The sequence below is a fragment of the Synechococcus sp. 8F6 genome (assembly GCF_002252665.1).
Lineage (GTDB): Bacteria > Cyanobacteriota > Cyanobacteriia > PCC-6307 > Cyanobiaceae > Cyanobium_A.
In genome coordinates, this window is record NZ_NQKZ01000001.1 from 285,488 (window position 1) to 309,850 (window position 24,363).

At 66.6% G+C, this 24,363-nt stretch carries 28 protein-coding genes and 1 tRNA gene; 19 read left to right on the plus strand and 10 right to left on the minus strand.

From position 1 onward, the window contains the following. The first annotated feature begins 13 nt into the window (after positions 1-13). Positions 14-244 carry a type II toxin-antitoxin system Phd/YefM family antitoxin gene (locus CJZ78_RS14315; RefSeq protein ID WP_233128395.1) on the plus strand — a complete coding sequence of 77 codons (231 nt, stop codon included), beginning with the start codon at positions 14-16 and terminating at the stop codon, positions 242-244. A gap of 6 nt (positions 245-250) precedes the next feature. Next, complete coding sequence (locus CJZ78_RS01445) at positions 251-688, plus strand: type II toxin-antitoxin system VapC family toxin (protein WP_094559099.1); 438 nt, start codon at positions 251-253, stop codon at positions 686-688. On the opposite strand, the gene folK is transcribed toward CJZ78_RS01445, so the two are convergent. Further along, positions 639-1,301 (minus strand): 2-amino-4-hydroxy-6-hydroxymethyldihydropteridine diphosphokinase, encoded by a 663-nt coding sequence (folK, locus tag CJZ78_RS01450; protein WP_094559100.1) that lies wholly within the window; start codon positions 1,299-1,301, stop codon positions 639-641. The genes CJZ78_RS01445 and folK overlap by 50 nt on opposite strands. A 23-nt stretch (positions 1,302-1,324) precedes the next feature. Here folK and bchD point away from each other — a divergent pair, with 23 nt between their 5' ends. Next, a complete protein-coding gene (bchD, locus tag CJZ78_RS01455) occupies positions 1,325-3,445 on the plus strand; it encodes a magnesium chelatase ATPase subunit D (RefSeq protein WP_094559101.1) in 2,121 nt (706 codons plus the stop codon). Here the strand turns inward: bchD and CJZ78_RS01460 are convergent. Further along, the gene (locus tag CJZ78_RS01460) at positions 3,432-4,355 is read right to left on the minus strand and encodes an MlaD family protein (protein WP_094559102.1); all 924 of its coding nucleotides are present in this window, start codon (positions 4,353-4,355) and stop codon (positions 3,432-3,434) included. The two genes, bchD and CJZ78_RS01460, sit on opposite strands and share 14 nt — an antisense overlap. A gap of 4 nt (positions 4,356-4,359) precedes the next feature. Beyond that, positions 4,360-5,118 (minus strand): ABC transporter ATP-binding protein, encoded by a 759-nt coding sequence (locus tag CJZ78_RS01465; protein WP_233128409.1) that lies wholly within the window; start codon positions 5,116-5,118, stop codon positions 4,360-4,362. 238 nt (positions 5,119-5,356) lie between these two features. Here CJZ78_RS01465 and yvcK point away from each other — a divergent pair, with 238 nt between their 5' ends. Further along, the gene (gene yvcK, locus CJZ78_RS01470) at positions 5,357-6,676 is read left to right on the plus strand and encodes a gluconeogenesis factor YvcK family protein (RefSeq protein ID WP_094559228.1); all 1,320 of its coding nucleotides are present in this window, start codon (positions 5,357-5,359) and stop codon (positions 6,674-6,676) included. A 10-nt stretch (positions 6,677-6,686) separates the two neighbouring features. On the opposite strand, the gene CJZ78_RS01475 is transcribed toward yvcK, so the two are convergent. The 3 genes from CJZ78_RS01475 to ndhC are packed head-to-tail and all read right to left on the minus strand — an operon-like array spanning position 6,687 to position 8,378. Continuing rightward, positions 6,687-7,262, minus strand: coding sequence for an NAD(P)H-quinone oxidoreductase subunit J (locus CJZ78_RS01475; protein ID WP_094559104.1), 576 nt, complete (start codon positions 7,260-7,262; stop codon positions 6,687-6,689). Positions 7,263-7,273: 11 nt separating this feature from the next. Beyond that, positions 7,274-8,050, minus strand: coding sequence for an NADH dehydrogenase subunit K (locus CJZ78_RS01480; RefSeq protein WP_094559105.1), 777 nt, complete (start codon positions 8,048-8,050; stop codon positions 7,274-7,276). Further along, complete coding sequence (gene ndhC / locus CJZ78_RS01485; protein WP_094559106.1) at positions 8,016-8,378, minus strand: photosynthetic/respiratory NAD(P)H-quinone oxidoreductase subunit C; 363 nt, start codon at positions 8,376-8,378, stop codon at positions 8,016-8,018. Before ndhC ends, CJZ78_RS01480 begins: the two co-directional genes overlap by 35 nt. Positions 8,379-8,463: 85 nt before the next feature. Here ndhC and CJZ78_RS01490 point away from each other — a divergent pair, with 85 nt between their 5' ends. The 12 genes from CJZ78_RS01490 (at position 8,464) to CJZ78_RS01545 (ending at position 18,290) form a co-directional block, all read left to right on the plus strand. After that, complete coding sequence (locus CJZ78_RS01490) at positions 8,464-8,928, plus strand: rubredoxin (protein ID WP_094559107.1); 465 nt, start codon at positions 8,464-8,466, stop codon at positions 8,926-8,928. Next, positions 8,928-9,950: a photosynthesis system II assembly factor Ycf48 gene (locus CJZ78_RS01495; protein WP_094559108.1), complete on the plus strand. Its 1,023-nt coding sequence runs from the start codon at positions 8,928-8,930 to the stop codon at positions 9,948-9,950. Before CJZ78_RS01490 ends, CJZ78_RS01495 begins: the two co-directional genes overlap by 1 nt. A 111-nt stretch (positions 9,951-10,061) precedes the next feature. Then, complete coding sequence (psbE, locus tag CJZ78_RS01500; protein ID WP_094559109.1) at positions 10,062-10,310, plus strand: cytochrome b559 subunit alpha; 249 nt, start codon at positions 10,062-10,064, stop codon at positions 10,308-10,310. Positions 10,311-10,313: 3 nt separating this feature from the next. Continuing rightward, on the plus strand, positions 10,314-10,451 hold the full coding sequence (psbF, locus tag CJZ78_RS01505; protein WP_094559110.1) for a cytochrome b559 subunit beta: 138 nt from the start codon (positions 10,314-10,316) through the stop codon (positions 10,449-10,451). A gap of 21 nt (positions 10,452-10,472) precedes the next feature. After that, positions 10,473-10,592, plus strand: coding sequence for a photosystem II reaction center protein L (locus tag CJZ78_RS01510; protein WP_094559111.1), 120 nt, complete (start codon positions 10,473-10,475; stop codon positions 10,590-10,592). Positions 10,593-10,622: 30 nt separating this feature from the next. Beyond that, complete coding sequence (locus tag CJZ78_RS01515) at positions 10,623-10,823, plus strand: photosystem II reaction center protein J (RefSeq protein ID WP_094559112.1); 201 nt, start codon at positions 10,623-10,625, stop codon at positions 10,821-10,823. A gap of 117 nt (positions 10,824-10,940) precedes the next feature. After that, complete coding sequence (locus tag CJZ78_RS01520) at positions 10,941-11,603, plus strand: lysophospholipid acyltransferase family protein (protein ID WP_158217014.1); 663 nt, start codon at positions 10,941-10,943, stop codon at positions 11,601-11,603. After that, on the plus strand, positions 11,600-12,847 hold the full coding sequence (locus CJZ78_RS01525; RefSeq protein ID WP_094559114.1) for a 3-deoxy-D-manno-octulosonic acid transferase: 1,248 nt from the start codon (positions 11,600-11,602) through the stop codon (positions 12,845-12,847). Before CJZ78_RS01520 ends, CJZ78_RS01525 begins: the two co-directional genes overlap by 4 nt. Further along, complete coding sequence (gene lpxK / locus CJZ78_RS01530; RefSeq protein WP_094559115.1) at positions 12,838-13,872, plus strand: tetraacyldisaccharide 4'-kinase; 1,035 nt, start codon at positions 12,838-12,840, stop codon at positions 13,870-13,872. Before CJZ78_RS01525 ends, lpxK begins: the two co-directional genes overlap by 10 nt. Next, a complete protein-coding gene (lpxB, locus tag CJZ78_RS01535) occupies positions 13,865-14,998 on the plus strand; it encodes a lipid-A-disaccharide synthase (RefSeq protein ID WP_094559116.1) in 1,134 nt (377 codons plus the stop codon). Before lpxK ends, lpxB begins: the two co-directional genes overlap by 8 nt. Then, a complete protein-coding gene (locus CJZ78_RS01540; RefSeq protein ID WP_094559117.1) occupies positions 14,995-16,743 on the plus strand; it encodes an ABC transporter ATP-binding protein in 1,749 nt (582 codons plus the stop codon). Before lpxB ends, CJZ78_RS01540 begins: the two co-directional genes overlap by 4 nt. Then, positions 16,740-18,290, plus strand: a complete 1,551-nt coding sequence (locus CJZ78_RS01545) for a carotenoid oxygenase family protein (RefSeq protein ID WP_094559118.1) — start codon at positions 16,740-16,742, stop codon at positions 18,288-18,290. The genes CJZ78_RS01540 and CJZ78_RS01545 overlap by 4 nt, the downstream gene beginning before the upstream one ends. Here the strand turns inward: CJZ78_RS01545 and rdgB are convergent, their stop codons facing one another. Together rdgB and CJZ78_RS01555 are read right to left on the minus strand one after the other, a co-directional pair. Next, on the minus strand, positions 18,291-18,887 hold the full coding sequence (gene rdgB / locus CJZ78_RS01550) for an RdgB/HAM1 family non-canonical purine NTP pyrophosphatase (RefSeq protein ID WP_094559119.1): 597 nt from the start codon (positions 18,885-18,887) through the stop codon (positions 18,291-18,293). A 3-nt stretch (positions 18,888-18,890) separates the two neighbouring features. After that, positions 18,891-20,360: a phosphoglucosamine mutase gene (locus tag CJZ78_RS01555; protein WP_094559120.1), complete on the minus strand. Its 1,470-nt coding sequence runs from the start codon at positions 20,358-20,360 to the stop codon at positions 18,891-18,893. Between the two features lie 82 nt (positions 20,361-20,442). Here CJZ78_RS01555 and CJZ78_RS01560 point away from each other — a divergent pair, with 82 nt between their 5' ends. After that, positions 20,443-21,930, plus strand: coding sequence for a TM0106 family RecB-like putative nuclease (locus CJZ78_RS01560; protein ID WP_233128396.1), 1,488 nt, complete (start codon positions 20,443-20,445; stop codon positions 21,928-21,930). An 18-nt stretch (positions 21,931-21,948) separates the two neighbouring features. Here the strand turns inward: CJZ78_RS01560 and CJZ78_RS01565 are convergent, their stop codons facing one another. Together CJZ78_RS01565 and pyrE are read right to left on the minus strand one after the other, a co-directional pair. Next, positions 21,949-22,926, minus strand: coding sequence for a folate-binding protein YgfZ (locus tag CJZ78_RS01565; protein WP_094559122.1), 978 nt, complete (start codon positions 22,924-22,926; stop codon positions 21,949-21,951). Beyond that, the gene (pyrE, locus tag CJZ78_RS01570; RefSeq protein ID WP_094559123.1) at positions 22,923-23,492 is read right to left on the minus strand and encodes an orotate phosphoribosyltransferase; all 570 of its coding nucleotides are present in this window, start codon (positions 23,490-23,492) and stop codon (positions 22,923-22,925) included. Before pyrE ends, CJZ78_RS01565 begins: the two co-directional genes overlap by 4 nt. A gap of 126 nt (positions 23,493-23,618) precedes the next feature. Between pyrE and CJZ78_RS01575 the strand changes: the two genes are divergently transcribed. Both CJZ78_RS01575 and CJZ78_RS13995 read left to right on the plus strand, forming a co-directional pair. Then, positions 23,619-24,182, plus strand: a complete 564-nt coding sequence (locus tag CJZ78_RS01575) for an Occludin/ELL family protein (protein WP_233128397.1) — start codon at positions 23,619-23,621, stop codon at positions 24,180-24,182. A gap of 27 nt (positions 24,183-24,209) precedes the next feature. Further along, positions 24,210-24,282, plus strand: a tRNA-Ile gene (locus CJZ78_RS13995). The last annotated feature ends 81 nt before the right edge of the window (positions 24,283-24,363 follow it).

The following is a 24,363-nucleotide window of genomic DNA, read 5'->3' on the forward strand; positions in this document are numbered from 1 at the left end:
TTCCTGGTAGCCCATGGATGCACCGGTTAGGGATGAACTGGTTAGGGATGAACTGGTTAGGGATGAACTGGTTAGGGATGAACTGGTTAGGGAAGTACTGGTTCAAGTCAGCCTGCGGGATGCCAAGGCCCAGCTCTCGCGCTTGGCGGATGCGGCCCACCAGGGTGCAACCGTGGTGCTCACCAAGCACGGCCGGCCCTGGGCGCGGTTGATGCCTTTGGAGGCTGGCCCGGCGCCTGGTTGACCGACCATGACACCGCGACCGCAGGCTTCAGGCTTTCTGCTCGATACCCATGCGCTGCAGTGGTGGTGGTGTTCGCCCCGATTGCTTTCGGAGCCCGTGCGGGAGGTGCTGCGCGATCCCGCCCAGCGGGTGGTGGTGAGTGCGGCCAGTTGGTTTGAGTTGGCGGAGGCCCATCGGGCAGGTCAGCTGCCGGGTTTGGAGGTGGCCCTGGAGCGCTTTCCCCAGTTGCTGGAGGCCGATGGCCTGGGTTACCTGCCGGTGTGGCCCAATCACCTGCAACGGGCTGGCAGGGCTGCCCGTCCTCGAGATGCCCACTACCAGGCTGATCCAGGGTCTGTGGATCGGGTGGATGCCCTGTTGGTGGCCCAGGCCGAGCTGGAGAACCTGCTGCTGATCAGCCTGGACGCGGGTCTGCTTCGGCTGGGGGCTCGTCTGTTCTGGTGAGCCAAGCGGCTCCCAGCTGCTCGGGCCAGCCGGTTCGGCCAGCCAGGGCGATCGCTGTGCAGTTGGGGCCTGGGGCCGTGGCTTCCAGGGCCGCACCCAGGGCCGCCAGTGGGGCCAGCACGAAGTCCCGTTCCTGCCAGCGGGGATGGGGCAGCTGCAAGCGGGGGGTGTGGCAGCGCAGATCCCCCCACCAGAGCAGGTCGAGGTCGAGGCTGCGGGGTCCCCAGCGTTCCTGGCGCTCCCGGCCGAAGTGTTGCTCCAGTTCCTGCAAGTGCCCCAGCAGGTCCTCGGCAGCATCTGCGGTGGCCTCTGGGGCGGCGTCGGCAGTCACGCTTGCGCCCTCCACCAGCACGACGGCATTGACGTAGTTGGGTTGGCCGGGGGGGCCACCCACAGCTTGGGTTTCAAACAGCGGAGACCAGCGGAAGGCAGTCGTCTCTCCTGGGCGCCGCAGATCCTGGCTCCATCCCCGCACGCTCGCTTCCAGCAAAGGCCGCACCGCGATCAGGGTGGCGATTGGGTTGCCGCAGCGGCTGGGCAGGTTGGCGCCGAGGGCGATGGCCAGGCTCGGCGTGGCACCGCCGCCGGTCTGATCAGCGAGACTGGCGCGCACGTGAATCGGCTCTGGGCCCCTCCATGGTTGCAAGCGAATCGGTTGCAAGCGGATCGCCCACCACCAGTGATGCCGCGGCCCGTGCCTTCCCCCTGGCGGCGATCACCGGCCACGGCACCCTCAAGCTGGCCCTGCTGCTGGCTGCGGTCGATCCCGGCCTGGGCGGGGTCGTGATCGCCGGAGGGCGTGGCACCGGCAAGTCGGTGCTGGCCAGGGGTTTGCACGCCCTGCTGCCGCCGATCGATGTGCTCGATGTGGGCGGTACGGCCCTCAACATCGATCCCCAGCGCCCCGACGACTGGGACGCCGCCACCTGTGCACGCCTCACCGAGCTGGGCGCCGACCCCACCGGCGCCGATGCCAACGCCCTGCTGCCCACCACAGTGGTACCGGCGCCGTTCGTGCAGGTGCCTCTGGGCATCACCGAAGACCGGCTGGTGGGCTCCGTGGATGTGACCGCCTCGCTGGCCAGCGGCCAGGCGGTGTTCCAGCCGGGCTTGCTGGCGGAAGCCCACCGGGGCGTGCTCTATGTGGACGAGCTCAACCTGCTCGACGACAACATCACCAACCTGCTCCTGGCGGCGGTGGGCTCGGGCGAAAACCGGATCGAGCGGGAGGGCCTGAGCCTGTCGCACCCCTGCCGCTGCCTCCTGATCGCCACCTACAACCCCGAGGAGGGGGCCGTGCGCGATCACCTGCTGGATCGCTTCGCCATCGCGCTGTCAGCCAACCAGGTGCTGGAGCTGGATCAGCGGGTGGAGATCACCCGCAGCGCCATGGCCCAGGCCGAATCGAGCCAGGCCTTCCGGCAGAAGTGGCAGGACGACACCGATGCCCTGGCCACCCAGCTGCTGCTGGCGCGTCAGTGGCTGCCCGATGTGCAGATCTCCCGCGAGCAGATGGCCTACCTGGTGAACGAGGCCCTGCGGGGCGGCGTGGAGGGACACCGCAGTGAGCTCTATGCGGTGCGGGTGGCCAGGGCCCATGCGGCCCTCAGCGGCCGCGATCGGGTCGAGGCCGACGACCTCCAGGTGGCGGTGCGGCTGGTGATCGCGCCGCGGGCGCTGCAGCTGCCGCCCCCCGATCCCGATCAGCCGATGGAGCCGCCGCCACCCCCCCCACCGCAGGGCGAGCAGCCGCCGGAGGATCCGGAGCCGCCCGAAAACGAGCAGAATCCGGACGAATCAGACCAGGACGACACCGAGGACGAACAAGAGGACGACACCCCCGAAGACCAGGCGCCTCCCCAGGTGCCGGAGGAGTTCCTGCTGGATCCCGAGGCCATCGCCATCGACCCCGACCTGCTGCTGTTCTCCTCGGCCAAGGCCAAGACCGGCGGTAGCGGCAGCCGGGCGGTGGTGTTTAGCGATTCGCGCGGCCGCTACGTCAAGCCGATGCTGCCGAGGGGCCCGGTGAAGCGCATCGCTGTGGATGCCACGCTTCGGGCTGCGGCGCCTTATCAGAAATCCCGCCGTGAGCGCGAACCGCACCGCACCGTGATCGTCCAGGACGGCGACCTGCGGGCCAAGCAGCTGCAGCGCAAGGCTGGTGCCCTGGTGATCTTCCTGGTGGATGCCAGCGGCTCGATGGCCCTCAACCGCATGCAGAGCGCCAAGGGGGCCGTGATCCGGTTGCTCACCGAGGCCTATGAAAACCGTGATGAGGTGGCCTTGATCCCCTTCCGCGGTGAGCAGGCCGAGGTGCTGCTGCCCCCCACCCGTTCGATCACCGCCGCCCGCCGGCGGCTGGAATCCATGCCCTGTGGCGGTGGTTCACCCCTGGCCCACGGCCTTTCCCAGGCCGCCCGCGTGGGGGCCAACGCTCTGGCCACCGGTGATCTGGGCCAGGTGGTCGTGGTGGCGATCACCGATGGCCGCGGCAACGTGCCCCTCAGCCGCTCCCTGGGGCAACCCCAGCTGGAGGGCGAGGAGCCGGTGGACCTCAAGGAGGAGGTGAAGCAGGTGGCCAGCAAGTACCGGGCCCTGGGCATCAAGCTGCTGGTGATCGACACCGAGCGCAAGTTCATCGGCAGCGGCATGGGCAAAGACCTGGCCGAGGCCGCCGGTGGCAAATACGTGCAACTGCCCAAGGCCAGCGATCAGGCCATCGCCGCCATCGCCATGGAGGCGATCAGCGGGGTGTAGTGGCCTTCTCTCGTGCCGCTTTGTCGCGGGCGGCACCGGTCTGGGCGGGGTAGAGCTCTTCGAAGAATTTGCCCAGCCCCACGGCCACGCTGCGGATGCCGTCCATGAAGCGGGGGTCGTCGGTCAGCTTGGTCACATCACCGCCCACGGCATTCCATTTGGCGGTGAGCTGCTCGGCATTGCTGACGGTGGACTGGAGCTCGTGCAGGGTTTTCGGGTTGTCGAGGGCTGCGATCAGGTGGCGCAGGTGGGCCGTGCTGCTGTTCAGGTTGGTGATCGTGGGGTGGGCCGCTTTTACCGTTGCCTCCAGCTCCCGGGCCAGGGCCTGGCCGTCCTTCATGAAGGCGGAGGTGTCCTTGGCGGTGCGCTCGAAGCTGCCGGTGGCTGTCGACACCTTGCTCAGCAGCTGCATCTGGTCGGCTTCCACCAGCAGCTTGTGCATCAGGCTGGTCACGCTCGTGAGACTCGGCCCCTGCAATCCTGTGATGGTCGCGCCATTGCACAGGGCCAGGCTGGGATTGCAGTCTTTGGAGCGCGGATTCGGGGCGCTCGGAGGCATCGGTTTGCCGCTGCTGATCAAGGACACTTGAGCGTCCCCGCCCAAGAGGGAAGCCTCGCCGATCTGGGCGAAGGCCGGTCGAGCCAGCTTGAGGTCGGGATGGTTGATTTCCAGCTCGGCAATTACGGCCTGCGGGGTGACCCGCACCGTCCTCACGCTGCCTACCAGCACCCCTCGATAGACCACCGGAGAGCGCTCGGCCAACCCCGCGGCTTCATCGAAGTTGGCCTTCACGGTCCAGTTCTGACGTCCCAGGGAGATGCCGCGCAGCCAGAAGGACAGTCCCATGGCACTGCCAATGGCCGCCAGCAGGGAGAAGCCGACAATCGCCTCACGAATACTGCGGCGCATGGACCTAGGACTCCGCCGGCTGCATCGGTCCGCGCAGGCTACCGCTCCTGAACTGCACTACGTAAGGATCGCTGCAATGGCGGTAGTCCTCAACCGTGCCACTCCAGCGAAACTGTCCGTCGTAGAGCAGCACCACCCGCTCGGCCGAGCGTTCGATGGTGCTGTGCACATGGCTGACCACCACCGATGTGGCCTGGGCCACATCGGTGGTGCAAACGATCAGGTCTTCAATCCTGGTGCAGGCCACCGGATCGAGGCCGGCGGTGGGTTCATCGAACAACAGCAGCGGCATCTGATCGCTGGCTTTGCGCGGATCGTTGATCAGGGCCCTAGCAAAGCTGACCCGTTTCTGCATGCCGCCGCTGAGCTCCCCGGGCAGTTGCTCTTCGGTGCCATGCAGCCCCACGGCGTCAAGGGCAGCGCCCACCCGGTTGCGAATCTCCCGCTCGCTGAGGCGGCCGAAGCGGTAGAGCAGGAAGCCGACGTTTTCGCGCACGGTCAGGGATCCCAGCAGAGCGGGGTTCTGAAACACCAGGCGCACATCCGGAGGGTTGCGCTGATCGAGGCGCAGGTAGGTCTGGGGAACGCCGTAGAGCCTGAGCTCGCCGCTGCTGGGCAACTGCAACCCGGCCAGCAGACGCAGGATCGTGGATTTACCGGCTCCGGAAGGGCCCACCACCACCAGGCGTTCTCCCGGCGCGATCTGCAGGTTCACCCCGTCCAGCACCCGTCGGCTGCCCCAGCGCACGCTGAGGTTGTCCATCACAGCCAGCGGCGGGGCCTGGAGCGGTGCTGAGGAAGCCAGGGGTGGCGCGGCAAAGCTGGATCCCATCCTGACCCTTTGCGCCCGCGAACAGCCTCCGTAAAGTTCAGCCAGTTGCGGCAGCGTCCTCCCTCGCCCTTTGCCCCCCCCCGCTCCAGCCTCCCGATTGCGGCCCTCCCGCCGACCGCTGCCGAAACCGGGCTGGTTGGGCCGCGGCGATCTGCGCCAGAAGGATCTGATGAGCCGCTCCAGGCGGGCGGCCCGCTGGTTGCAGCCCGGGTTGGTGGTGAAGCGTTGGGTGTTCACTTCCGGCCTGGGCTTGCTGGTGGCCCTGTTGGGTGCGGCGGTGTGGGCCGATCTGCAGCCGATTTACTGGATGCTCTCGAGCATTCAGTGGCTGCTGGCGCAGGTCACCGGGGTGCTGCCCCGCAAAATCACCGGGCCCCTGGTGCTGCTGGTTGGCGCCGTCTTGATCTGGCTCGGCCAGAGCCGCAGTTTTGGCTCGATCCAACAGGCCCTGGCCCCGGAAAAGGACACCTTGTTAGTGGATGCCCTGCTGGCCCAGCGGCGCCTCAACCGGGGGCCCAACATCGTGGCGATTGGGGGTGGCACCGGGCTTTCCACCCTGCTCAGCGGCCTGAAGCGCTACAGCAGCAACCTCACCGCCATCGTCACGGTGGCGGATGACGGAGGCAGCAGTGGGGTGCTGCGCCGGGAGCTCGGGGTGCAGCCGCCCGGCGACATCCGCAACTGCCTGGCCGCCCTGGCCAGGGAGGAGCCTCTGCTCACGCGTTTGTTCCAATACCGCTTCAAGGCTGGCAGCGGGCTGGAGGGGCACAGCTTCGGCAATCTGTTTCTCTCGGCATTGACGGCGATCACCGGCAACCTGGAGTCGGCGATCACGGCCAGCAGCCGGGTGCTGGCTGTGCAGGGGCAGGTGGTGCCCGCCACCAATGCCGACGTGCGCCTCTGGGCGGAGCTCGAAAACGGTGAGCGCATTGAAGGTGAATCGAAGATTGGCCATGCCGCCAGCCCGATCGTGCGGTTGGGTTGCATCCCGGAGCGGCCCCCAGCCCTGCCCAGGGCCCTGGAGGCCATTGCCAACGCCGATCTGATCGTGCTGGGCCCCGGCAGCCTTTACACCTCGCTGCTGCCCAACCTGTTGGTGCCCGCATTGGTCGAGGCCATCCGCCGCAGCAAGGCCCCCCGCCTCTACATCTGCAATCTGATGACCCAACCCGGTGAAACCGATGGGCTCGACGTGGAGGGGCATGTGCGGGCCATCGAGGCCCAGCTCGCCAGCCTCGGCGTGGATGAACGCCTGTTCACGGCGGTGTTGGCCCAGGAGGATCTGGGTGATTCCGCCCTCGTGGCCCACTACCGCCATCAGGGGGCCGAGCCCGTGACCTGCGACGCGCGCCAGCTGCGCCGCCAGGGGTACGACGTCACCCTGGCCCCACTTCAGGGGGCCAAGCCCACCGCCACCCTGCGCCACGACCCCCGTAGCGTTGCCCTGGCGGTGATGCGCTTCTTCCGCAAGCACCAGCGCGGCGCCTGAACAAACGCCTTCAGTAAGCGTCCTGCATTTCGTAAAAGTCGGGCTGCACGTAGTCCTTGCGCAGCGGGAAGCCCTTCCAGTCTTCGGGCATCAGCAAGCGCTTGGGGTGGGGGTGGCCGGCGAATTGGATGCCGTACATGTCGAAGGTTTCCCGTTCCTGCCAGTCGGCGCCACGAAACAGCCCGTAGAGGGTGGGAATGGTGAGCTCGCCGTTGCGCTCCAGGAACACCTTGAGCCGCACCTCTTCAGGGCTTTGATCGGCAGCCACCACGCCGGCGCTGGAGTGATCGGCCAGGGCTGCCAGTTTCACCAGGTGGTAGAAGCACACCAGCCGGCCGCCCGGCCCTTCGTCGTAGCCGCCCTGGCATTGCAAGTAGTCGAAGCCCTGGGTTTTGAGGGCGGTGGCGATCACGGGCAGAAACGCCGCTTCCACCCCGATCATCTCGACGCCCAGGTGGTCGCTGCCGAGGGCCAGCTGCTCAAAACCCTGGCTGGCCAGCCACTGGCCCACGGGGCCCGGTGTTGGGCTGTCAAGCGCTCCGCTGTCGCTGGCGTCGGTCTGGGGGGTGGGGGTGTCTGCAGGCATGGCGGGCGCGCTCAGGCGTTGGCTTGGGCAGGGATGGCGGTTGCCGGGGCGGGCATGGGCAGGGCGCTGGCAGCCGCCAGGGCCTGCTTCTGGGTTTCGGCCGCCAGATACTGACCGTTAACGATGGGGGCCACGGCCTTCATCTGGTGGGAGACGGTGCAGTAACGGTGTATCTGCTGCACGTTGCCACGCTCGGCCAGGGCCTCATTGCCCACCTTCTTGCGCAGCTTGATCACAGCATCGAAGATCGCCTCAGGCCGCGGCGGGCAGCCGGGCAGGTAGAGGTCCACCGGGATCAGCTTGTCCACGCCGCGCACGGCTGTGGTGGAGTCGGCGGAAAACATGCCGCCGGTGATCGTGCAGGCCCCCATGGCGATCACATACTTGGGCTCCGGCATCTGTTCGTAGAGACGCACCAGGGCTGGCCCCATCTTCATCGTCACGGTGCCTGCCACGATCAGCAGGTCGGCTTGGCGCGGGCTGGAGCGCGGCACCAGGCCGAAGCGGTCGAAGTCGAAGCGAGAGCCGAGCAGCGCCGCAAATTCGATGAAGCAGCAAGCGGTGCCGTAGAGCAGCGGCCAGAGGCTGCTGAGCCGAGACCAGTTGTGCAGATCGTCGAGGGTGGTGAGGATCACGTTCTCGGACAGATCCGAGGTGACCGTGGGAGCACCCACCGGATTGCAGCTGGCAGCGCGCAGATCCTTGAGGGCGTCGATGGAGAGGCTTTCGATTGATGGGGTGTTGGTCACGGGATCAGCTCCACTCGAGGGCGCCCTTGCGCCAGGCATAGGCCAGCGCCACCACCAGGATGGCAATAAAGACGAGGGCTTCGATGAAGGCCAGCAGGCCGAGCCGGTGGAACGCCACGGCCCAGGGATACAGGAACACGGTCTCAACGTCGAAGATGACGAAGACCAGGGCAAACATGTAGTAGCGGATGTTGAACTGAATCCAAGCGCCGCCGATCGGCTCCATGCCGGACTCATAGGTGAGCTCCCGCTCGCCCATGCGGCTCTTCGGCGAGAGCAGCTTGTTGGCCACCAACGCCAACACGGGCACCACTGCTGAGATCAGCAGGAAGCCCAGAAAGGCGTCGTAGCCGGAGAGCACAAACACGCGAGCCAGGCCAAGCTGTGGCGCAGTCTGGCATCCGCGCCCGCAGCCCCGTCGATAAACTGCCCCCACCACCTGAGGCCCAGGGATGAGCTCCACGTCCACACCTGAGCTCACGCCTGAGCCCCCACCCGAGCCCGCAACCGAGCCCACACCCGAGGCCCAGAGCGAAACCGGTGGCGCAGCGGAGCCAGATCCGGTGGCCAAAGTTGATTCGGCCACCGAGCTGGACGTTGATCCAGCCACCCACCGTTTCGAGTGCCGCAGCTGCGGTTTCGTTTATGACCCGGCTGAAGGGGTGCGCAAGCTCGCGATTGAGCCCGGCACGCCCTTTGTGGAGCTGGATCCGATCGCGTTCCGCTGCCCGGTGTGCCGCAGTCGGGTCGGGGCCTTCAAGGACATTGGCCCGCGCAACAAGCCCAGTGGCTTCGAGGAGAACCTCAATTTCGGCCTGGGCGTCAACCGGCTCACCCCCGGCCAGAAGAATGTGTTGATCTTCGGGGGCTTTGCTTTGGCTTTCGCCTTCTTCCTCTCCCTCTACTCCCTGCGCTGATGACTGGCTCACCCTTGCCCCGTCTGCTCCAGGCCGTGCTGCGGCCCCTGCTCAGCCTGGTGCTGGTGGTGGGCCTTGGCTTCGGTCTCTCCGGTTGTGTCACCACGGGATTGCCCGTGGCCGCGTCCAGCCCTTGGCAGCCGGTGCCCTTGGCCACCAAGGCCAACCCTCTCGATGTGGCCTTCACCGACGACCGCCATGGCTTCCTGGTGGGCAGCAACCGTCTGATTCTGGAAACCAACGACGGCGGTGCCAGTTGGGAGGAGCGGGCCCTGGATCTGCCGGAGGAGGAAAACTTCCGTCTGATCAGCATCGACTTCCGCGGCGACGAGGGTTGGATCGCCGGTCAGCCCGGGCTGCTGCTCCACACCACCGACGGTGGTCAGAACTGGAGCCGCCTGTTTCTCGACACCAAGCTGCCCGGTGAGCCTTACCTGATCACGGCTCTGGGCATCAATCAGGCAGAGCTGGCCACCAATGTTGGTGCCGTTTATGAAACCCGTGATGGCGGCACCAACTGGCAGTCCGAGGTGGAGGATGCCGCCGGTGCCGTGCGGGAGCTGCGCCGCTTCAACGATGGCCGCTACGTGAGCGTCAGCAGCCTGGGCAATTTCTTTTCCACCTGGGATCCCGGTCAGGGCACCTGGCAACCCCACCAGCGCATGAGCAGCCAGCGGCTGCAGTCGATGGGCTTCCAGCCCGATGGCTCGCTGTGGATGCTGGCCCGCGGCGCCCAGATCCGTTTCAATCCCGACGCCAGCAATGTGGAGGACTGGGGCAAGGCCGTGATCCCCATCACCAACGGCTACGGCTACCTCGACATGGCCTGGGCGCCTGATGGCTCGATCTGGACCGGTGGCGGCAGCGGCACCCTGCTGGTGTCCGGCGACGGTGGCAAGAGCTGGCAGAAGGACCCAGTGGGCGCCCAGCAGCCCTCCAACTTCACTCGCATCAGCTTCAGTCCCGATGGCAAGGGCTTCGTGCTGGGCGAGCGGGGCTCCCTGCTGCGCTGGGTGGGCTGAGGCCGATGGCCTGCCGCCTGCTCGGTCGCCAACTTCTGTAACCAAGCGCGCTTCCGCCTCCCATCAACCCAAGCCCGACCCCTAGGATCTCTGGTCTGAACGCTTGTCGCTATGGCTGCCGGCTCAACAGGAGAACGCCCGTTCTTCGAAATCATCACGAGCATTCGTTACTGGGTGATCCATGCGGTCACCCTGCCCTCCATTTTCTTGGCCGGCTTTCTGTTCGTGTCCACGGGCCTGGCTTATGACGCCTTTGGCACGCCCCGCCCCGATGCCTACTTCCAGGCCCAAGAAAGCAAGGCTCCAGTCGTGAGCCAGCGCTATGAGGGCAAGAGCCAGCTTGATCTGCGCCTGCAATAAGCCATGACCCAGACACCCATTTCCACCACGCCGCGCAACTACCCGATCTTCACGGTCCGGTGGTTGTCGGTTCATGCTCTCGGCATCCCCACGGTCTTCTTCCTGGGCGCCCTGGCGGCCATGCAATTCGTTCGCCGCTGAGCCGGTCACTCCCCATCAGCCATGCAACGCTCCCCCAATCCCAACAACCTGCCGGTTGAACTCAACCGCACCAGTTTGTTTCTCGGGCTGCTGTTCGTGTTCACGATCGGCATTCTGTTTTCGAGCTACTTCTTCAACTAAGTCCTCTTCACGTCACCAGGAGAGCCCCCGATGAGCGGCAAGAAATCCAACCTGCCTGACGGCCGGATTCCGGATCGCCTTCCCGACGGTCGCCCGGCTGTGGCCTGGCGCTCCCGCTGGACCGAAGGGGTGTTGCCCCTGTGGCTCGTGGCCACCGCCGGCGGCATGGCTGTGATCTTTGTGGTGGGTCTGTTCTTCTACGGCTCCTACGTGGGTGTCGGTTCCGCCTGAGTCCGGGCAGGTTTGTTTAGGGGTGCCCCCGTTGGCTCGTCTTGTGGCGGCCTTCGGGGGTTTTTGATGGAACGGCTCTGCGGAGCGTGGTACTGCGAAGACGCTGGGGTCACCGGTTTGGCGAAGAAGCGAACCCTGCTCAACAATCGGCTCCTGGCCACGGTCGCGGGGTTCCTTCTCAATGCCTATGGGGAGGTGTTTCGCCTCAGCTCACGGATCCAGATCCAGGCCCATCCCGAGGTGGATCGGCTGGTCAAGGAGCAGGGCATCGCCGTGATTTACGCCCTCTGGCATCGCCATGCCTTTTTTGTGCCGCTGTTGCGCAGCTATGGCGGCAGGTCTATGGCGGTGCTGCTGAGCACCCATCGGGATGCCCAGATCGTTGCGGTGGCGGTGCGGCTGCGGGGCCTCGCGGTGGTGTCCGGCTCATCGACCCGCGGCGGCCTCAAGGCCTACCGCCTGCTGCGGCGCTTGCTGGAGCAGCGCCAGTCGGTCTGCATCACACCGGACGGGCCCAAGGGGCCGCCGGAGTCGGTGAAGAGCGGGGTGATCCACTTGGCCCAGCAATCGGGCTGCGCGATCGTGCCGGTGTCGGTGTTCTGTTCCCGCGCCCATCGGCTGCGCTCCTGGGATCGCTCGGTGTTGCCCCTGCCCTTCGCGCGGGTGGTGCTGCAGTTGGGCGAGCCTCTATTTCCGCCATCGGGCTTGGCGGAGGGGCAGGCCCTGTTGGCGGGGCGGTTGCACGCGACCGCTGCGCTGGTCGGTGAGGGATCGCCATGACTGGTCGCGGCTGGTTGCTGCTTGGCGGTTATCGGCTGCTGGCCCTGGCGCTCACCCCCGTCTGGCTGGCCCTGTTGCTGATGCGGCTGGTGCAGGGCAAGGAGGATCCACGGCGGCTGGTCGAGCGCCTGGGCTGGCCGACGCGGCGGCGGCCTCCGGGGCCCTTAGTGTGGTTTCACTGCGCCAGCGTCGGCGAGCTCAACAGCCTGCTGCCGGTCTTGCGGCAGCTGGGCCCCCTGCCGGTTGTGTTGGTCACCACGGTGACGCGCACCTCGGCGGCCCTCGCGGCCCGGGTGTTGCCCGCCAGGGTGATCCACCAATACGTGCCCATCGACCACTGGCTGGCGATGCTGCTGTTTCGCAGCTATTGGCGCCCCCGGCTTGGCGTGCTGGCGGAGGCGGAGCTCTGGCCTGAGCTCATGCTGGCGATGCCCCATCTCCTGTTGATCAACGCCCGCATGAGCGAGCGCTCCTATCAGCGCCACCGCCGCCATCCCTGGTATGCCGCGTGGTTGCTGGCTGCTGTGGAGATGTGCCTGGCCCAATCGCAGGCTGATGCGGAGCGGTTTAGGCGCCTGGGTGTTTGCGATGCCCGTGCCCTGGGATCCACCAAGCTCGATGCCGAACCGCTGCCGGTTAATGCGGTCCATCTGAGCCGATTGCGCCAGGCTTTTGCCGGCCGCCTGGTGTTGCTGCTGGCCAGCAGTCACCCCGGCGAAGAGCAGCAGTGGTTGGAGGCGTGGGCTGGCTGCGACGCTGCGGCCCGGCCCGTGGCGCTGCTGCTGGCACCACGCCATCCCCAGCGGGCCCTCGGGGTGCGAGAGCAGGCTGCCGCCTTGGGGTTCACGGTGGCCCTGTGGAGTGAGCTGTTGGCAGGAGCGACCCCGCTCCACCCGGATGTGGTGGTGGCGGATGTGATCGGGGAGATGGGCGTCTGGATTCGTGCGGCGACTGTGGTGGTGATGGGCGGCAGTTTCCATCCGATGGGCAGGCCCCACGGCGGCCAGAATCCCCTCGAACCCGTTGCCCTGGGGCGCCCGGTGTTGTGTGGCCCTGATATGGCCAATTTTTCCGATCTGATCGAGCCGTTGATCGAGGCCGGTTGCTTGCAGCAGCACCCCGACATGGCAACGACCTTGGCGGCGGCCTTGGCACTGCTTGCGTCGGCGCCGCGGCCTGTTCGCCCCCAGCTGCGGGGGCCGTCCCAGCTGGTGGCGTCGTTGGTACGGGATCGATGCCGCTGACCACTCCCCGTTTCTGGTATCAAAGCCGCCGCGGTTGGCAGGCCTGGTTGCTGTTGCCGCTGGGTTGGCTCTACGGCGCCGCCGTCGGGCTGCACCGCCGCAGCACCCGCTCCTGGCGGTGCGGTGTGCCGGTGCTCTCGATTGGCAATCTCACCCTGGGGGGAACGGGCAAGACGCCGCTCGGGATCGCCCTGGCCGAGGGACTGGCCGCGCGTGGCTGGCGGGTGGCGGTGTTGCTGCGGGGGTACGGAGCCCGGCGCCGCCAGGCGTGTTTGGTCACCGCCGCCAGTCGCTTCGAAGAGGTGGGCGATGAGGCCCTCGAATACCGACAGAGCCTGGGCGAAGACGTGGTGTGGGTGGGCTCCAACCGCCGTCAGAGCGCCAAGCTGGCCGTGGCGGCCGGCGCCGATTTGATCCTGCTCGACGATGGCCTGCAGCATTGGCCTCTGGCCCGGGATCTTGATGTCTCGGTGCTGGATGCCCGCCACGGCCTTGGCAACCGTTGGGTGTTTCCGGCGGGGCCCCTGCGCGAGCCGCTCCGCCAGTTGGCCCGGGCCGATGTGTTGGTGCTCACCGGGTCTGCTGCCCCGGTGGCCTCGCCGGCTGCGTCGCAGCTTGGCCCACCAGGCGGTTGGCCTGCGGGTAAACCCTGGTTTGCGGTGCGCTTCTGCCTGGAGCCGCCGGCCCATCTGTTGGACTCCCGTCTGCTGGCCTTCTGCGGCATCGGGTTGCCGGAGAAATTCTTTGCGGCCCTGCGGGCCTGCGGCCTGCAGGTGGTGGCCACGGAATCCTTCCCAGATCACCACGTCTATGCTGAATCAGATCTGCAGCGCCTGTTGGATTTGGCCCACGCCAATGGCGCCCGCTTGGTCACCACGGTCAAGGATGGGCAACGATTGCCGCCCCGTTTCCGCGATGGCGTGAGCCTTGTGCCTTTGAGGGTTGAGCCGGCCAGCCTCGAGCCGTTGCTGCTTTGGCTCGATCGACGCCTAGCACCCCTCGCCGGGCGGTTGCACCATGGTTGAGGTGGTCCCGAAGCGGGTCTTGCTTGTGGCTGGAGAGGCCTCCGGCGACCTCCACGGAGGTTTTCTGGTTCAGGAGTTGCAGCGCCAGTTGCCTGGTGTGGAGATTGCCGGTGTCGGCGGCGATCACCTGCGCGCCCGTGGCATCGACATCCTGGCGGATGTGCGCCTGCTCTCGGCAGCAGGATTGGTGGAGATCATCAGCAGCCTGCGCCGTCACCACCGGGTGATGGAGCTGCTCAAGCACCAGATGGACCATCAGCGCCCGGATGTGGTGGTGTTGATCGATTACCCGGGCTTCAATCTGTTTGTGGCCAAGGAAGCCAAGAAGCGCGGCATCCCAGTGTTTTTCTACATCGCGCCCCAGGTGTGGGCGTGGGGCAAAGGCCGCGCCAAAAAGATGGAGCGGTTGATCGAGCGCCTGGCCGTGATCTTCCCGTTTGAAGAGGCGATCTTCAATGCCCATGGCCGGGATTTCGCCCGCTATGTCGGCCATCCGCTGGTGGATGAGCTGCATGTCAGCGGCACCCGCGAGCAGATTCGCCATCGCCATGGCCTCGCGCCCGATCAGTCCCTGCTGGTGTTGATGCCTGGCAGCCGGCGGGCCGAGGTGCGGCTGCTGCTGCCTGCGATGCTGCAGGCCGCCCAGCAGCTCAAACGCGACGGTTGGCAGGTGGTGCTGCTCAAGGCTTCCACGATCGATCGCTCCTATCTGGAGCAGGTCAGTGGCAACCGGGCGCTGCCTGTTCCCTTGATCGAGGCAGATGCCTACAACCTGCTGCATGCCGCCGATGCTGGCGTGATCGCTTCTGGCACAGCGACCCTGGAGGCGGCTTTGCTGGGCTGCCCCCATGTGATTCTCTATCGCTTCTCGCTGCTCACCTATCTGATTGCCAAACTTGTTATTGGCCGGCGCATTCTTGGCTTGCCTAATGTGATCCTCGGCCGCCAGCTCTTCCCGGAGCTGATTCAACGCGATGTCACGGCAGCCAACATTGTCCGGTCGGTGCAGCGCATTCGGGATGATCGGGTGTTGTTTGAGCAGGCCGTGAAGGAGCTGCAGGCTGCGATGGGGTCTCCCGGGGCATCTCGCAGAGCGGCTGCGGAGTTGGTGGATTTGATGCGATGAAGACGGGAATCTATGCGCGTTTGGCGGCCTATGGGCGCCGCCATCTGTGGCCAGCCTTTTCTTTGGCCCTGTTCTTTAATTTTCTCTATGGTGCCTCCACGGGCTTTGTGCCCCTGGTGATTCGCTATCTGTTTGATGATATTTTGCCGTCAAGTGATCGCGACCGTCTGTATATGGCGCCGGTTGTGATTGTGGTGGTGATTCTGCTTAGAGCGGTTTCCCAGTATTTGGGCTCCTATCTCACCGAATGCGTTGGTCAGTCGATTACGGCCGATCTGCGTCACGATCTTGCTGAGCGCGTTCTCGGTCTGCCCCAGTCTTACGTGGATCGCAATCCTTCAACGGTTTTGGTGTCGCGGGTTCTCACCGATGTGACGCTCGTCAAAACCGGAATTGTGGATGGCTTTTCATCGGTGTTCAAGGACGGCCTAACCCTGACCGTGTTGGTTTCCGTTGCCTTTTATCAGGACTGGTTCTTGTCGTTGATTGCATTCATTTTGTTTCCTGTTGCGATTGCTCCGATTCTCAATTCGTCTAAAAAAGTAAGGCGCCACTCCAGTCAAGGGCAGCTCAGTTTGGCGCGTTTGGCCTCCTTTTTGCAGGAGTCGGTGGTTGGGTTGCGCGTTGTCAAAATCTTTGGCATGCAGGCCTACGAGCTGGAGCGCTTTGATGAGGAAAATCAATCAGTGTTGCGGGCTGCTCTCAAGACCACGCGTGCCAAGCTGGCCAATCAGCCCTTGATGGAAATCCTGGGCGCGATGGGGTTCAGCGCGGTGCTGGTATACGGCGGTGAAAATGTGATCGCAGGCACCCGAACGACGGGTAACTTCTTCGCCTTCCTCACTTCTCTCTACTTGTGCTATGCCCCCTTTAAGGGGATTGCCCGTTCCAATTCCACCCTGCAGCAGGGTGTCTCGGCGGCTAAGGATCTCTTTGGCATTTTGGATACCCAGCCTGATCCCCAGGAGACTGCGCAGCCCTGTGAGCTGCGTGGTGTCTCGCAAGGAGTCAAGGCTGCCCATGTGTGCTTTGGTTATGACGATGAGCGGGTGATTGATGATCTCAATTTGGAGGTTCCCTGTGGGCGCACGGTGGCACTGGTGGGCTCGAGTGGCGGCGGTAAAAGTACAATCATCGATCTGTTCTGCCGATTTTATGATCCCTGTTCGGGGGTGATCAGCATTGATGGAGTTGACCTTCGGGATCTATCACTTCAGTCGTTGCGCCGCTTGATTTCGGTGGTGGACCAGAACACGTTTCTATTTAACGATACGGTTGCCAGCAACATTGCCTATGGGTTGGCGACTGCTTCTGCGGACCAGATTGAGCAGGCTGCTCGGGCGGCCAATGCCCACGATTTTATTTCCCAGCTACCGGATGGTTATGCCACGGTGATCGGTGAAAACGGCACCATGCTGTCGGGTGGTCAGCGCCAGCGGATTGCGGTTGCCCGCGCCCTGATCAAAAACGCACCTATTCTGTTCCTTGATGAAGCCACTTCCGCGCTCGATTCGGCTTCGGAGCAGGTGGTGCAGCAGGCCTTGGATCGGCTGATGGCCAATCGCACCACTTTGGTGGTGGCCCACCGTCTATCCACGGTGGTGAATGCCGATTGCATCTGCGTCATTTCTGCCGGACGCGTTGTTGAGTCGGGCAGCCACGCCGAGCTGCTGGCTCGCGGTGGATGCTATGCCGACCTATTTTTGACTCAATTCGCTAGCGCTGAAGCGGGATCTCCTGGATGACCACCACCACCTCCCCGCAGCCGACAGGCCATCAGGCCGCCTACGCCCGTCACGACTGGTCCAGCGCCTTTCGCAACGTGGGAGTTGAACTCACGGATGTGCCTCTGGTTGCAGCGCGGGGCAGCATTCCCGCTGACCTAGCTGGCACCCTCTACCGCAACGGGCCCGGACGCTTGGAGCGAGGTGGCCGCTGGGTGCATCATCCCTTCGATGGCGACGGGATGATTGCAGCATTTCGGTTTGATGCCGGACAGGCCTATCTGACCAATCGTTTTGTTCGCACCGAAGGTTGGTTGGCTGAAGAGGATGCCGGCAAGTTTGTCTACCGGGGGGTGTTCGGCACCCAGAAACCCGGCGGCCCTCTGCCCAATGCTTTCGATCTGCGGCTCAAGAACATCGCCAACACCCATGTGGTGCAGCTCGGCGATCAGCTGCTGGCGCTTTGGGAAGCGGCTGAGCCCCATGCCCTCGATCCCCGCAGCCTGGAGACCCGGGAACTGTCGCGACTGTCCGGGGTGCTCAAGCCCGGTGAGGCGTTCAGCGCCCATCCCCATTTTGATCCCGGGCACCATGGCGAACCCCGCATGGTCACCTTTGGCGTTAAGGCGGGACCCACCAGCACCATCCGGCTGATGGAGTTTGCGACAGAGGATCAGCCCGGTGGCGTGCGGGCTGGTGATCTAGTGGCGGACAGCCGCCACAGCTTTAAAGGCTTCGCCTTCCTCCACGATTTCGCCATCACCCCCAGTTGGGCGGTGTTCCTGCAGAACGCTGTGGCGTTCAACCCCCTGCCGTTCGTGCTCGGTCAGAAGGGTGCGGCCCAATGTCTGGCGTCCAAGCCCGGTGAAGCGGGTCAATTTTGGTTGGTGCCGCGCCAAGGCGGCCACCATGCCGGTGCCAGCCCGGTTCTGGTGCCAGCACCCGAGGGGTTTGTGTTTCACCACCTCAATGCTTTCGAAGATGCGGCGACCGGCGAGGTGGTGGTGGATTCGATCTACTACGACGATTTCCCGTCGATCGGCCCCGAGGTGGATTTTCGTGAGATCGACTTTGGTGCGATTCCAGAAGGACAGCTGCGGCGTTGCCGGATTGATCCCCGCACCGGTGCCGTGCAGAGCGAGTGGCTGGAGCAGCGCTGCTGTGAGTTCGCCATGGTGAACCCCGCACGCCAGGGACTGGAGGCCCGTTTTGCCTGGATGGCGGTGGCCGAGCGGGAGCGGGGCAACGATCCCCTGCAGGCCATTGAGAAGCTTGATCTGCACACCGGCGAGCGGCTGGTCTGGAGTGCGGCCCCCCGCGGGTTCGTTACGGAGCCGGTGATGGTGCCCCGCTCTGCCCCTGCCGAAGAGCACTCCGCCGAAGAGCACTCTGCCGAAGAGCACTCTGTCGAAGACAGTGGTTGGGTGCTGGTGCCGGTGTGGAACGGCGCCCGCTGCGCCACGGATCTGGTCATCCTCAACGCTGCCGATATGAGCGAACAGGCGGTGCTGGAGTTGCCCCTGGCCATTCCCTACGGCCTGCACGGCAGTTGGGCCCCCGGCGGCTGATCAGCGCCCGAGCAGTTGTCGCAGGGCCGGTTCGAGTTGGGCAAAGGCCCGGCCCCGGTGGCCCAGCTTGGCTTTGAGGTTTGACGGCATCTCCGCAAAGGTGAGGCCTGCTTCCGGCACCAGGAACACCGGGTCGTAGCCGAATCCTCCCGTGCCCCGCGGCGCCTCGAGAATCACCCCCGGGCAGCGGCCTTCCACCTCCAGGCGGATGGTGCCGTTCGGGTCGGCCAGGGCCAGGGCGGCGGCGAAATGGGCCTGGCGGCTGGGGTTGCTGCTGCTGGCCTGGGCCTGCTCCAGTTCGCGCAGCAGCCGGGCAATGCGGGCGCTGTCGCTGTCGGCGTAGCGGGCGGAGTGCACGCCGGGGGCGCCGCCCAGGGCGTCGACGCTGAGACCGGAGTCGTCGGCCAGGGCCCACGCGCCGCTCGCTCTGGCAACGGCACTGGCCTTGAGGCGCGCGTTCTCGGCAAAGGTGGCGCCCGTTTCCTCCACCTCCAGCCCATCGGGCTGGGGTTGGATCTCCAGGCCCAGGCCAGCCAGCAAGTGGCCGAATTCACGCACTTTGCCGGCGTTGCCGCTGGCGATCACCAAACGGGTCATGGCTCAGGCCGCCTCCGCCTGCGCCCGAGCCCAGCCCAGCACCTCAGCCACGCGGGCCTCACTGGGGGCTTCGCAGTAGAGGCGCAGCAGCGGCTCGGTGCCGGAAAAGCGCAGCATCAGCCAGTGGCTGGGGCCCAGGCGCAGCTTCACGCCATCGGTGGTGATCACCTCCAGCACGGGGCTGCCGGCGACCGCGCTGGGGGGTGCGGCGGCCAGCTTGGCCTCCAGTCGCCGCCGGGCTTCCATATCGGGCAAGCGCAGGTCGAGCCGGTTGTAGGCGGCGGCACCGCCGCAGCGCTGCTGCAGGGCATCGATCCGCTCGCCCAGGGGCACCCCACCCTCCACAAGCGCTTCGATCAGCAGCAGGGCCGCGAAGGGTGCATCGCGCTCGGGCAGGTGCATGCCGAAGCCCACACCGCCTGATTCCTCGCCGCCCACCAGCACCTCGCTCGCCAGCATTTCGGCGGCGATGTATTTGAAGCCCACGGGCTTCTCCAGCACCCGGCGGCCCAGGCCTTCGGCCACCAGCTGCATCAGGTCGGAGCCGCTCACGGTTTTGACCACAGAGCCCGGCAGCTGGCGGGCCCGGGCCAGGTGGTCGATGAACAGGGGCATCAGCAGCTGGGTGCTGCAGAAGCGGCCGCGCTCATCCACCGCGGCGATGCGGTCGCCGTCGCCGTCGAACACGATCCCCACCGCTGGTCGGCCAGCGGCCGTGCTGGCCTGCACCGCGGCGATCAACTCGCCTAGGTAGGGGGCGAGGGGTTCGGGTGGGTTGCCCCCAAACAACGGATCCCGCTGCGCCCGAATTTCGCGGATGGCACCACTCGCCGTGGCCCGCTCGCCCAGCAGGGCCGGCAGCACCCCGGCCGCCGAGCCGTGCATTGGGTCGACGATCACCGTCAGCCCCAGGCGCTCGAGCCCTTCGGCCAGGGCAGCGGTGTCCACCTTGGCCTGGAGCCCTGCCACGTAAGCGTTCAGGGCCGCAAGCCGCCGCACCTCACCCGGAATCGGCACACTGATGCCGCCGGCGGCCAGCCGGGTTTCGACGCGGTGGGTGAAGTCGCCCTCCACCGAGCCGCCGAAGGGGCCCTTGATCTTCAGACCCAGCCATTCCGGTGGGTTGTGGCTGGCGGTGATCACCAGGGCGCCGAGGGCCTGGCGTTGCACCACTGCCCAACTGGAGGCCGGTGTGGGGGTGGGGGTGTCGCAGAGCAGGGGTTCGAGGCCACAGCCCCGCACGGCGCTGCAGATCGCTTCGGCCAGTTCAGGGGCCAGGAAGCGGCGGTCGTAGCCGATCACCACTTCGCGGCTCTCCAGGCCCTGCGGGGCGGAATGAGCCAGCTCCTGGGCCGAGGCCGCAGCCACCGGCAGCAGGCGCTCCATGGTGATGTCGACCCCGAGGATGCCGCGCCAGCCATCGGTGCCGAAGGCGATCGGACTGGCCGCCAGGGGCAGGGGGGCTGAGGCCATGGGGGCGGAAACGCCGAGCTGGGTCGATTCTGCTGTGCCGCCGGCGCTCCAGCCCTAGCGTTTGCGCTGGTGGATGCTCTCCTTGACGCCCCAGCCCCCAACGTCGCAGCCCCTGACGCCAGCTCCCCTGACCGATCGCCTGCTGCGCAGCTGGTTGCGCTGCCGGCGTCGTGCCTGGCTCGATCGGTTTGGCGAGCCAGGAGAGCGTCAGTGGAATGCCCACCGCGCCCTGGCCCTGAGCGACCAGCTGCGCAGTTTTCAAACCCTGCTCCCCCAGCGCCCCGGCCATGGCGAGGCGGCCTGCGCCGACGGGGCGCCTGGGGTGGTGGGCTTGCGTCTGCGGGGACGCGGCCCCCAGGGACTGCAGGTCGAATCCCATCCAGCCCTGCTGGAGCGCATTGAGGGCCAGAGCCGTTGGGGCGAGTTTGCCTACCGGCCGGTGCTGGCCCGTCAGGGGCGGCGGTTGACCCGCGAAGCCCGGGTGGTGCTGGCCCTGTGGGGGCGCTTGTTGGCCGAGCACCAGCAGGCGCCGGTGCCCCATGGCCTGGTGCTGGCGGGTGAGGGCCGGGTCCTGCAGCGGGAGCGCCTGGCCCTCGGTGGTGGCCTGCAGCACCAGCTCGATGAAAGCCTGCAGCGCTTGGCCGCCGACCTCGACCCGGCCACGCCCCCTCCGCTGGTGAGTGATCGCAAGAAGTGCACCCTGTGCAGCTGGCGGGGTCTCTGCGATCAGGAGGCCGCAGCGATGGGACACCTCAGCGAGGTGAGCGGCATCGGTGGCAAGCGCCGCGAGATGTTGCTGGAGCAGGGGGTGACCAGCCTGGCGGCCCTGGCAGGCCGGGACCCGGAGCAGCTGGCCGAGGCGCTCTCCGTGTATGGCGAGCAACACCGCGAGATTGCCGCTGAGCTGGTGGACCAGGCCCGGGTGCAGGCCTCAGGAATCCCCGAGCCGCTGGGGGAGGGGTCGGCCTTGCCTGAGCTCGCCGGTGCCCCTGGGGTGTTGCTCTACGACATCGAATCCGATCCCGATGCCCGCGATGATTTCCTGCACGGCTTCCTGGTGCTGGAGCGCGATGGGGCCGGCGGTTGGAACGAGGCCAGGGCCCGGTATCAGCCGCTGCTGGCCCTGCAGGAGCACGGCGAGCAGCGGCTGTGGCAGCGCCTGCAGCGGTTGCTCGTGCGCTACCCCGGTTGGCCGGTGCTGCACTACGGCGAAACCGAGGTGATTGGACTGGTGCGCCTGGCCCAGCGCCAGGGGGCCACTGAGGCCGAGGTGCAGCAGTTGCGCGGGCGGATGCTGGACGTGCATGCCCGACTGCGCCGCCACTGGCGGCTGCCGGTGAGCAGCTATGGGCTCAAGGCGGTGGCTGGTTGGCTGGGCTTTGCCTGGAGCCAGAAGGGCGTTGATGGGGCCCGCTGCCTGCTCTGGTGGCGCCAGTGGCGGCACTGGCACCGGGACGCCGGACGCCGGGGCCAGGCCAGTCGCCACCAGCTGCAGCGGATTTTTCTCTACAACCGCGACGACAGCCTGGCCACCTGGGCGGTGGTGCGCTGGTTGTTGGCCCAGGACTGACGCTGGAGAGCTGACGCGTCAGCCCTGACGGCCGGCCCCGACGGGCGGATCCACGAAGGCCGGTGGTTTCGATAGGTGCAGCGCCGGGGCCTGGGAGCCCTCACCGGCACGGAGCTCGGAATCCTGCAGGGCCTGGCGACGCACCAGGGCCAACCCGATCCACATCCCATCCTCAAGGGCCAGGGCCGAGGTGATCTGGCCCGCCCGGCTGCTGCCGGAAGTGCCGGAAGAGCCGTTGTTGGCTCCCTCCAGCCGGAACAGGGCCGCGCCCTGGGCCGGCGCCGCTGCGGACCCCTCGGGCGCGGGCCCGTGCCAGCGCCGCAGCTGCTGTTTGACCCCGTCGTAGGTGGCGAGCTTGGCCAGGGTTTCCTGGCCCACATAGCAGCCCTTGCTCAGGCTCACCCGATCGGCCAGCCCCGCTTCAAAGGGGTTGGTGTCGTCGTTGATTTCCCCTGGGGCAGCCGGCCAGCCCTGCTGGAGGCGCCAGCGCTCCTGCTCCAGGGCGGTGAGTGGGGTGCGCTCGGCTAGCCACGGGGGCAGCTCGGCCTCCGCCAGCAGCACCACCTGCCGGCCCAGTAGCCAGCCGCTGCCGTTCTCCAGAGCCTGCCACTGGCCAGCTGGGGCCTGGGGCAGGGCCGCGAGGGCGTCACCCAGCGGTGTGATCCAGCGCGCTGGTGTCACGGGGCCCAGCCGCACCTGATCGGCGGGGAACAGCACCCGGTCGAGACTGTGCCAAACGGATTCGGCATCGCCGCTGCTCAGCAGCAGCCAGGCACCGCTGTCATCCACCAGCACTTCGGCCAGGGCCCGCAGGCGGCCGGTGGCGGTGATGCAGCAGGTGGGGATCCAGCTGCCGGGCGTGCTGCTTTCGATGGCGGCACTGGTTTGGCCATGCAGGAAGCGTCGTGTGTCGGCTCCACCGAGCCGAATCAGGTTGGTGGCTTGCTCCCAGCGGCGCGGCCCGGCTGGTTGCCAACTCCAGGGGTCGGGGCTCATGACGCGGCCTGGCTGGCGGCGATGGCCAAAGCGGCAGCGGCCACCTCCTCCAGCAGAAACAGGCTGCGCAGCTCCAGGCCGGCGGCGGCCATGGCTTCCAGGCCCCCTTCCTGGCGATCCACGATCGTGACCACCCGTTCCACCCGAAAGCCCGCCTCCCGGAGCTGGTGCACGGCCTTGAGCGAGGAGCCGCCGGTGGTCACCACATCCTCCAGAACGGTGATGGCGCTCCCGGGTTCCGGCAGCGGACCCTCCAGCCAGGCGCCGGTGCCGTGGCCCTTGGCCTCCTTGCGCACGATCAGGGCATCGAGCCCGCGGCCCCCCAGGGCGGCCCGCATCGCCACGGCGCTCACCAGCGGGTCGGCCCCGAGGGTGAGGCCGGCCACGGCCCGGGCCTCCGGCTCCACCTGCTCCAGCATCAAGGCCCCCAGCAGGGCTAGCCCGGTGCTGCTGAGGCTGACGGGCTTGCAGTTGACGTAGTGGTGACTGGTGCGTCCCGACGCCAGGGTGAAGCTGCCGTGGCGATAGGCCTTGGTGGCGAGTAGAGGCAGCAGCGCCATCCGCATCTCGGCGGGTGAGGCCGCCAGGGAAGTGGCAGCCGGGGAAACGGTCGACAAGAGCTGGTGCAGACGCAATTGGTTGTCTAGTTTGCGGCCAACATGACGACAACCGCTGCTGGGATGACTTAATCCATGGCGAACATCTCTCTCACCAAGATCATTCGGGCTGCGGCTGCCAGCTCGGCAGTGGCTGCTGTGCTGATCGCTCCAGCCTGGGCGGGGCCGGTGGTGTGCACCACCACCCTTGAGGCCCCTGTGGTTGGTGGCCGGCCGAGGGGTGGCGATGCCACGGGGCCGGTGGAGGTGACCCGCTGCGGCGTGGTGCAGACCACGCCCGAACTGATGGAGAGGCGGTTTTACAGCTACACCGCGCCCTACGCCCGCGGCGTCAGCCTCACCAACCAGATCACCGATTTGTTCGGAATTGCCATGGGGGGTGGCGATGGAACCAAGGTGATGGGCTTCGGCTTCCCCGACCAGACGATCATCTGGGACGGCACCGCCGTGGAGAACACCTATCAGGTGCTGCTGGAGCAGCAGAGCGACCCCATGCCTTGGCGCACGGGAGATGTGTCCAATGGCTATTCCGGCAGCCTCGGATCCGGCGCTGGTGGTTCGGGGGGTGCGGCTGCCCAGGGCACTGGCTGGCAGGACGGGGGCGCGAGCTACGGCGCGCCGGTGCGGGGCCTCTGGTAAGTCTGGGTGAACGGGCTTCGGCCCATGGGGGGTCTAGCAATCTGGTGAATGCAGCGAACTCATAATTCGCCTTAGCCGGGTTCGATCCCCGGGACCCCCATCCATCACCCATCCCGACAGCCAGCCCGATTCGGTGGCTGCTTCTATCCTCGGCTCATTGATGGCTCCCCTGGTGGGGCTT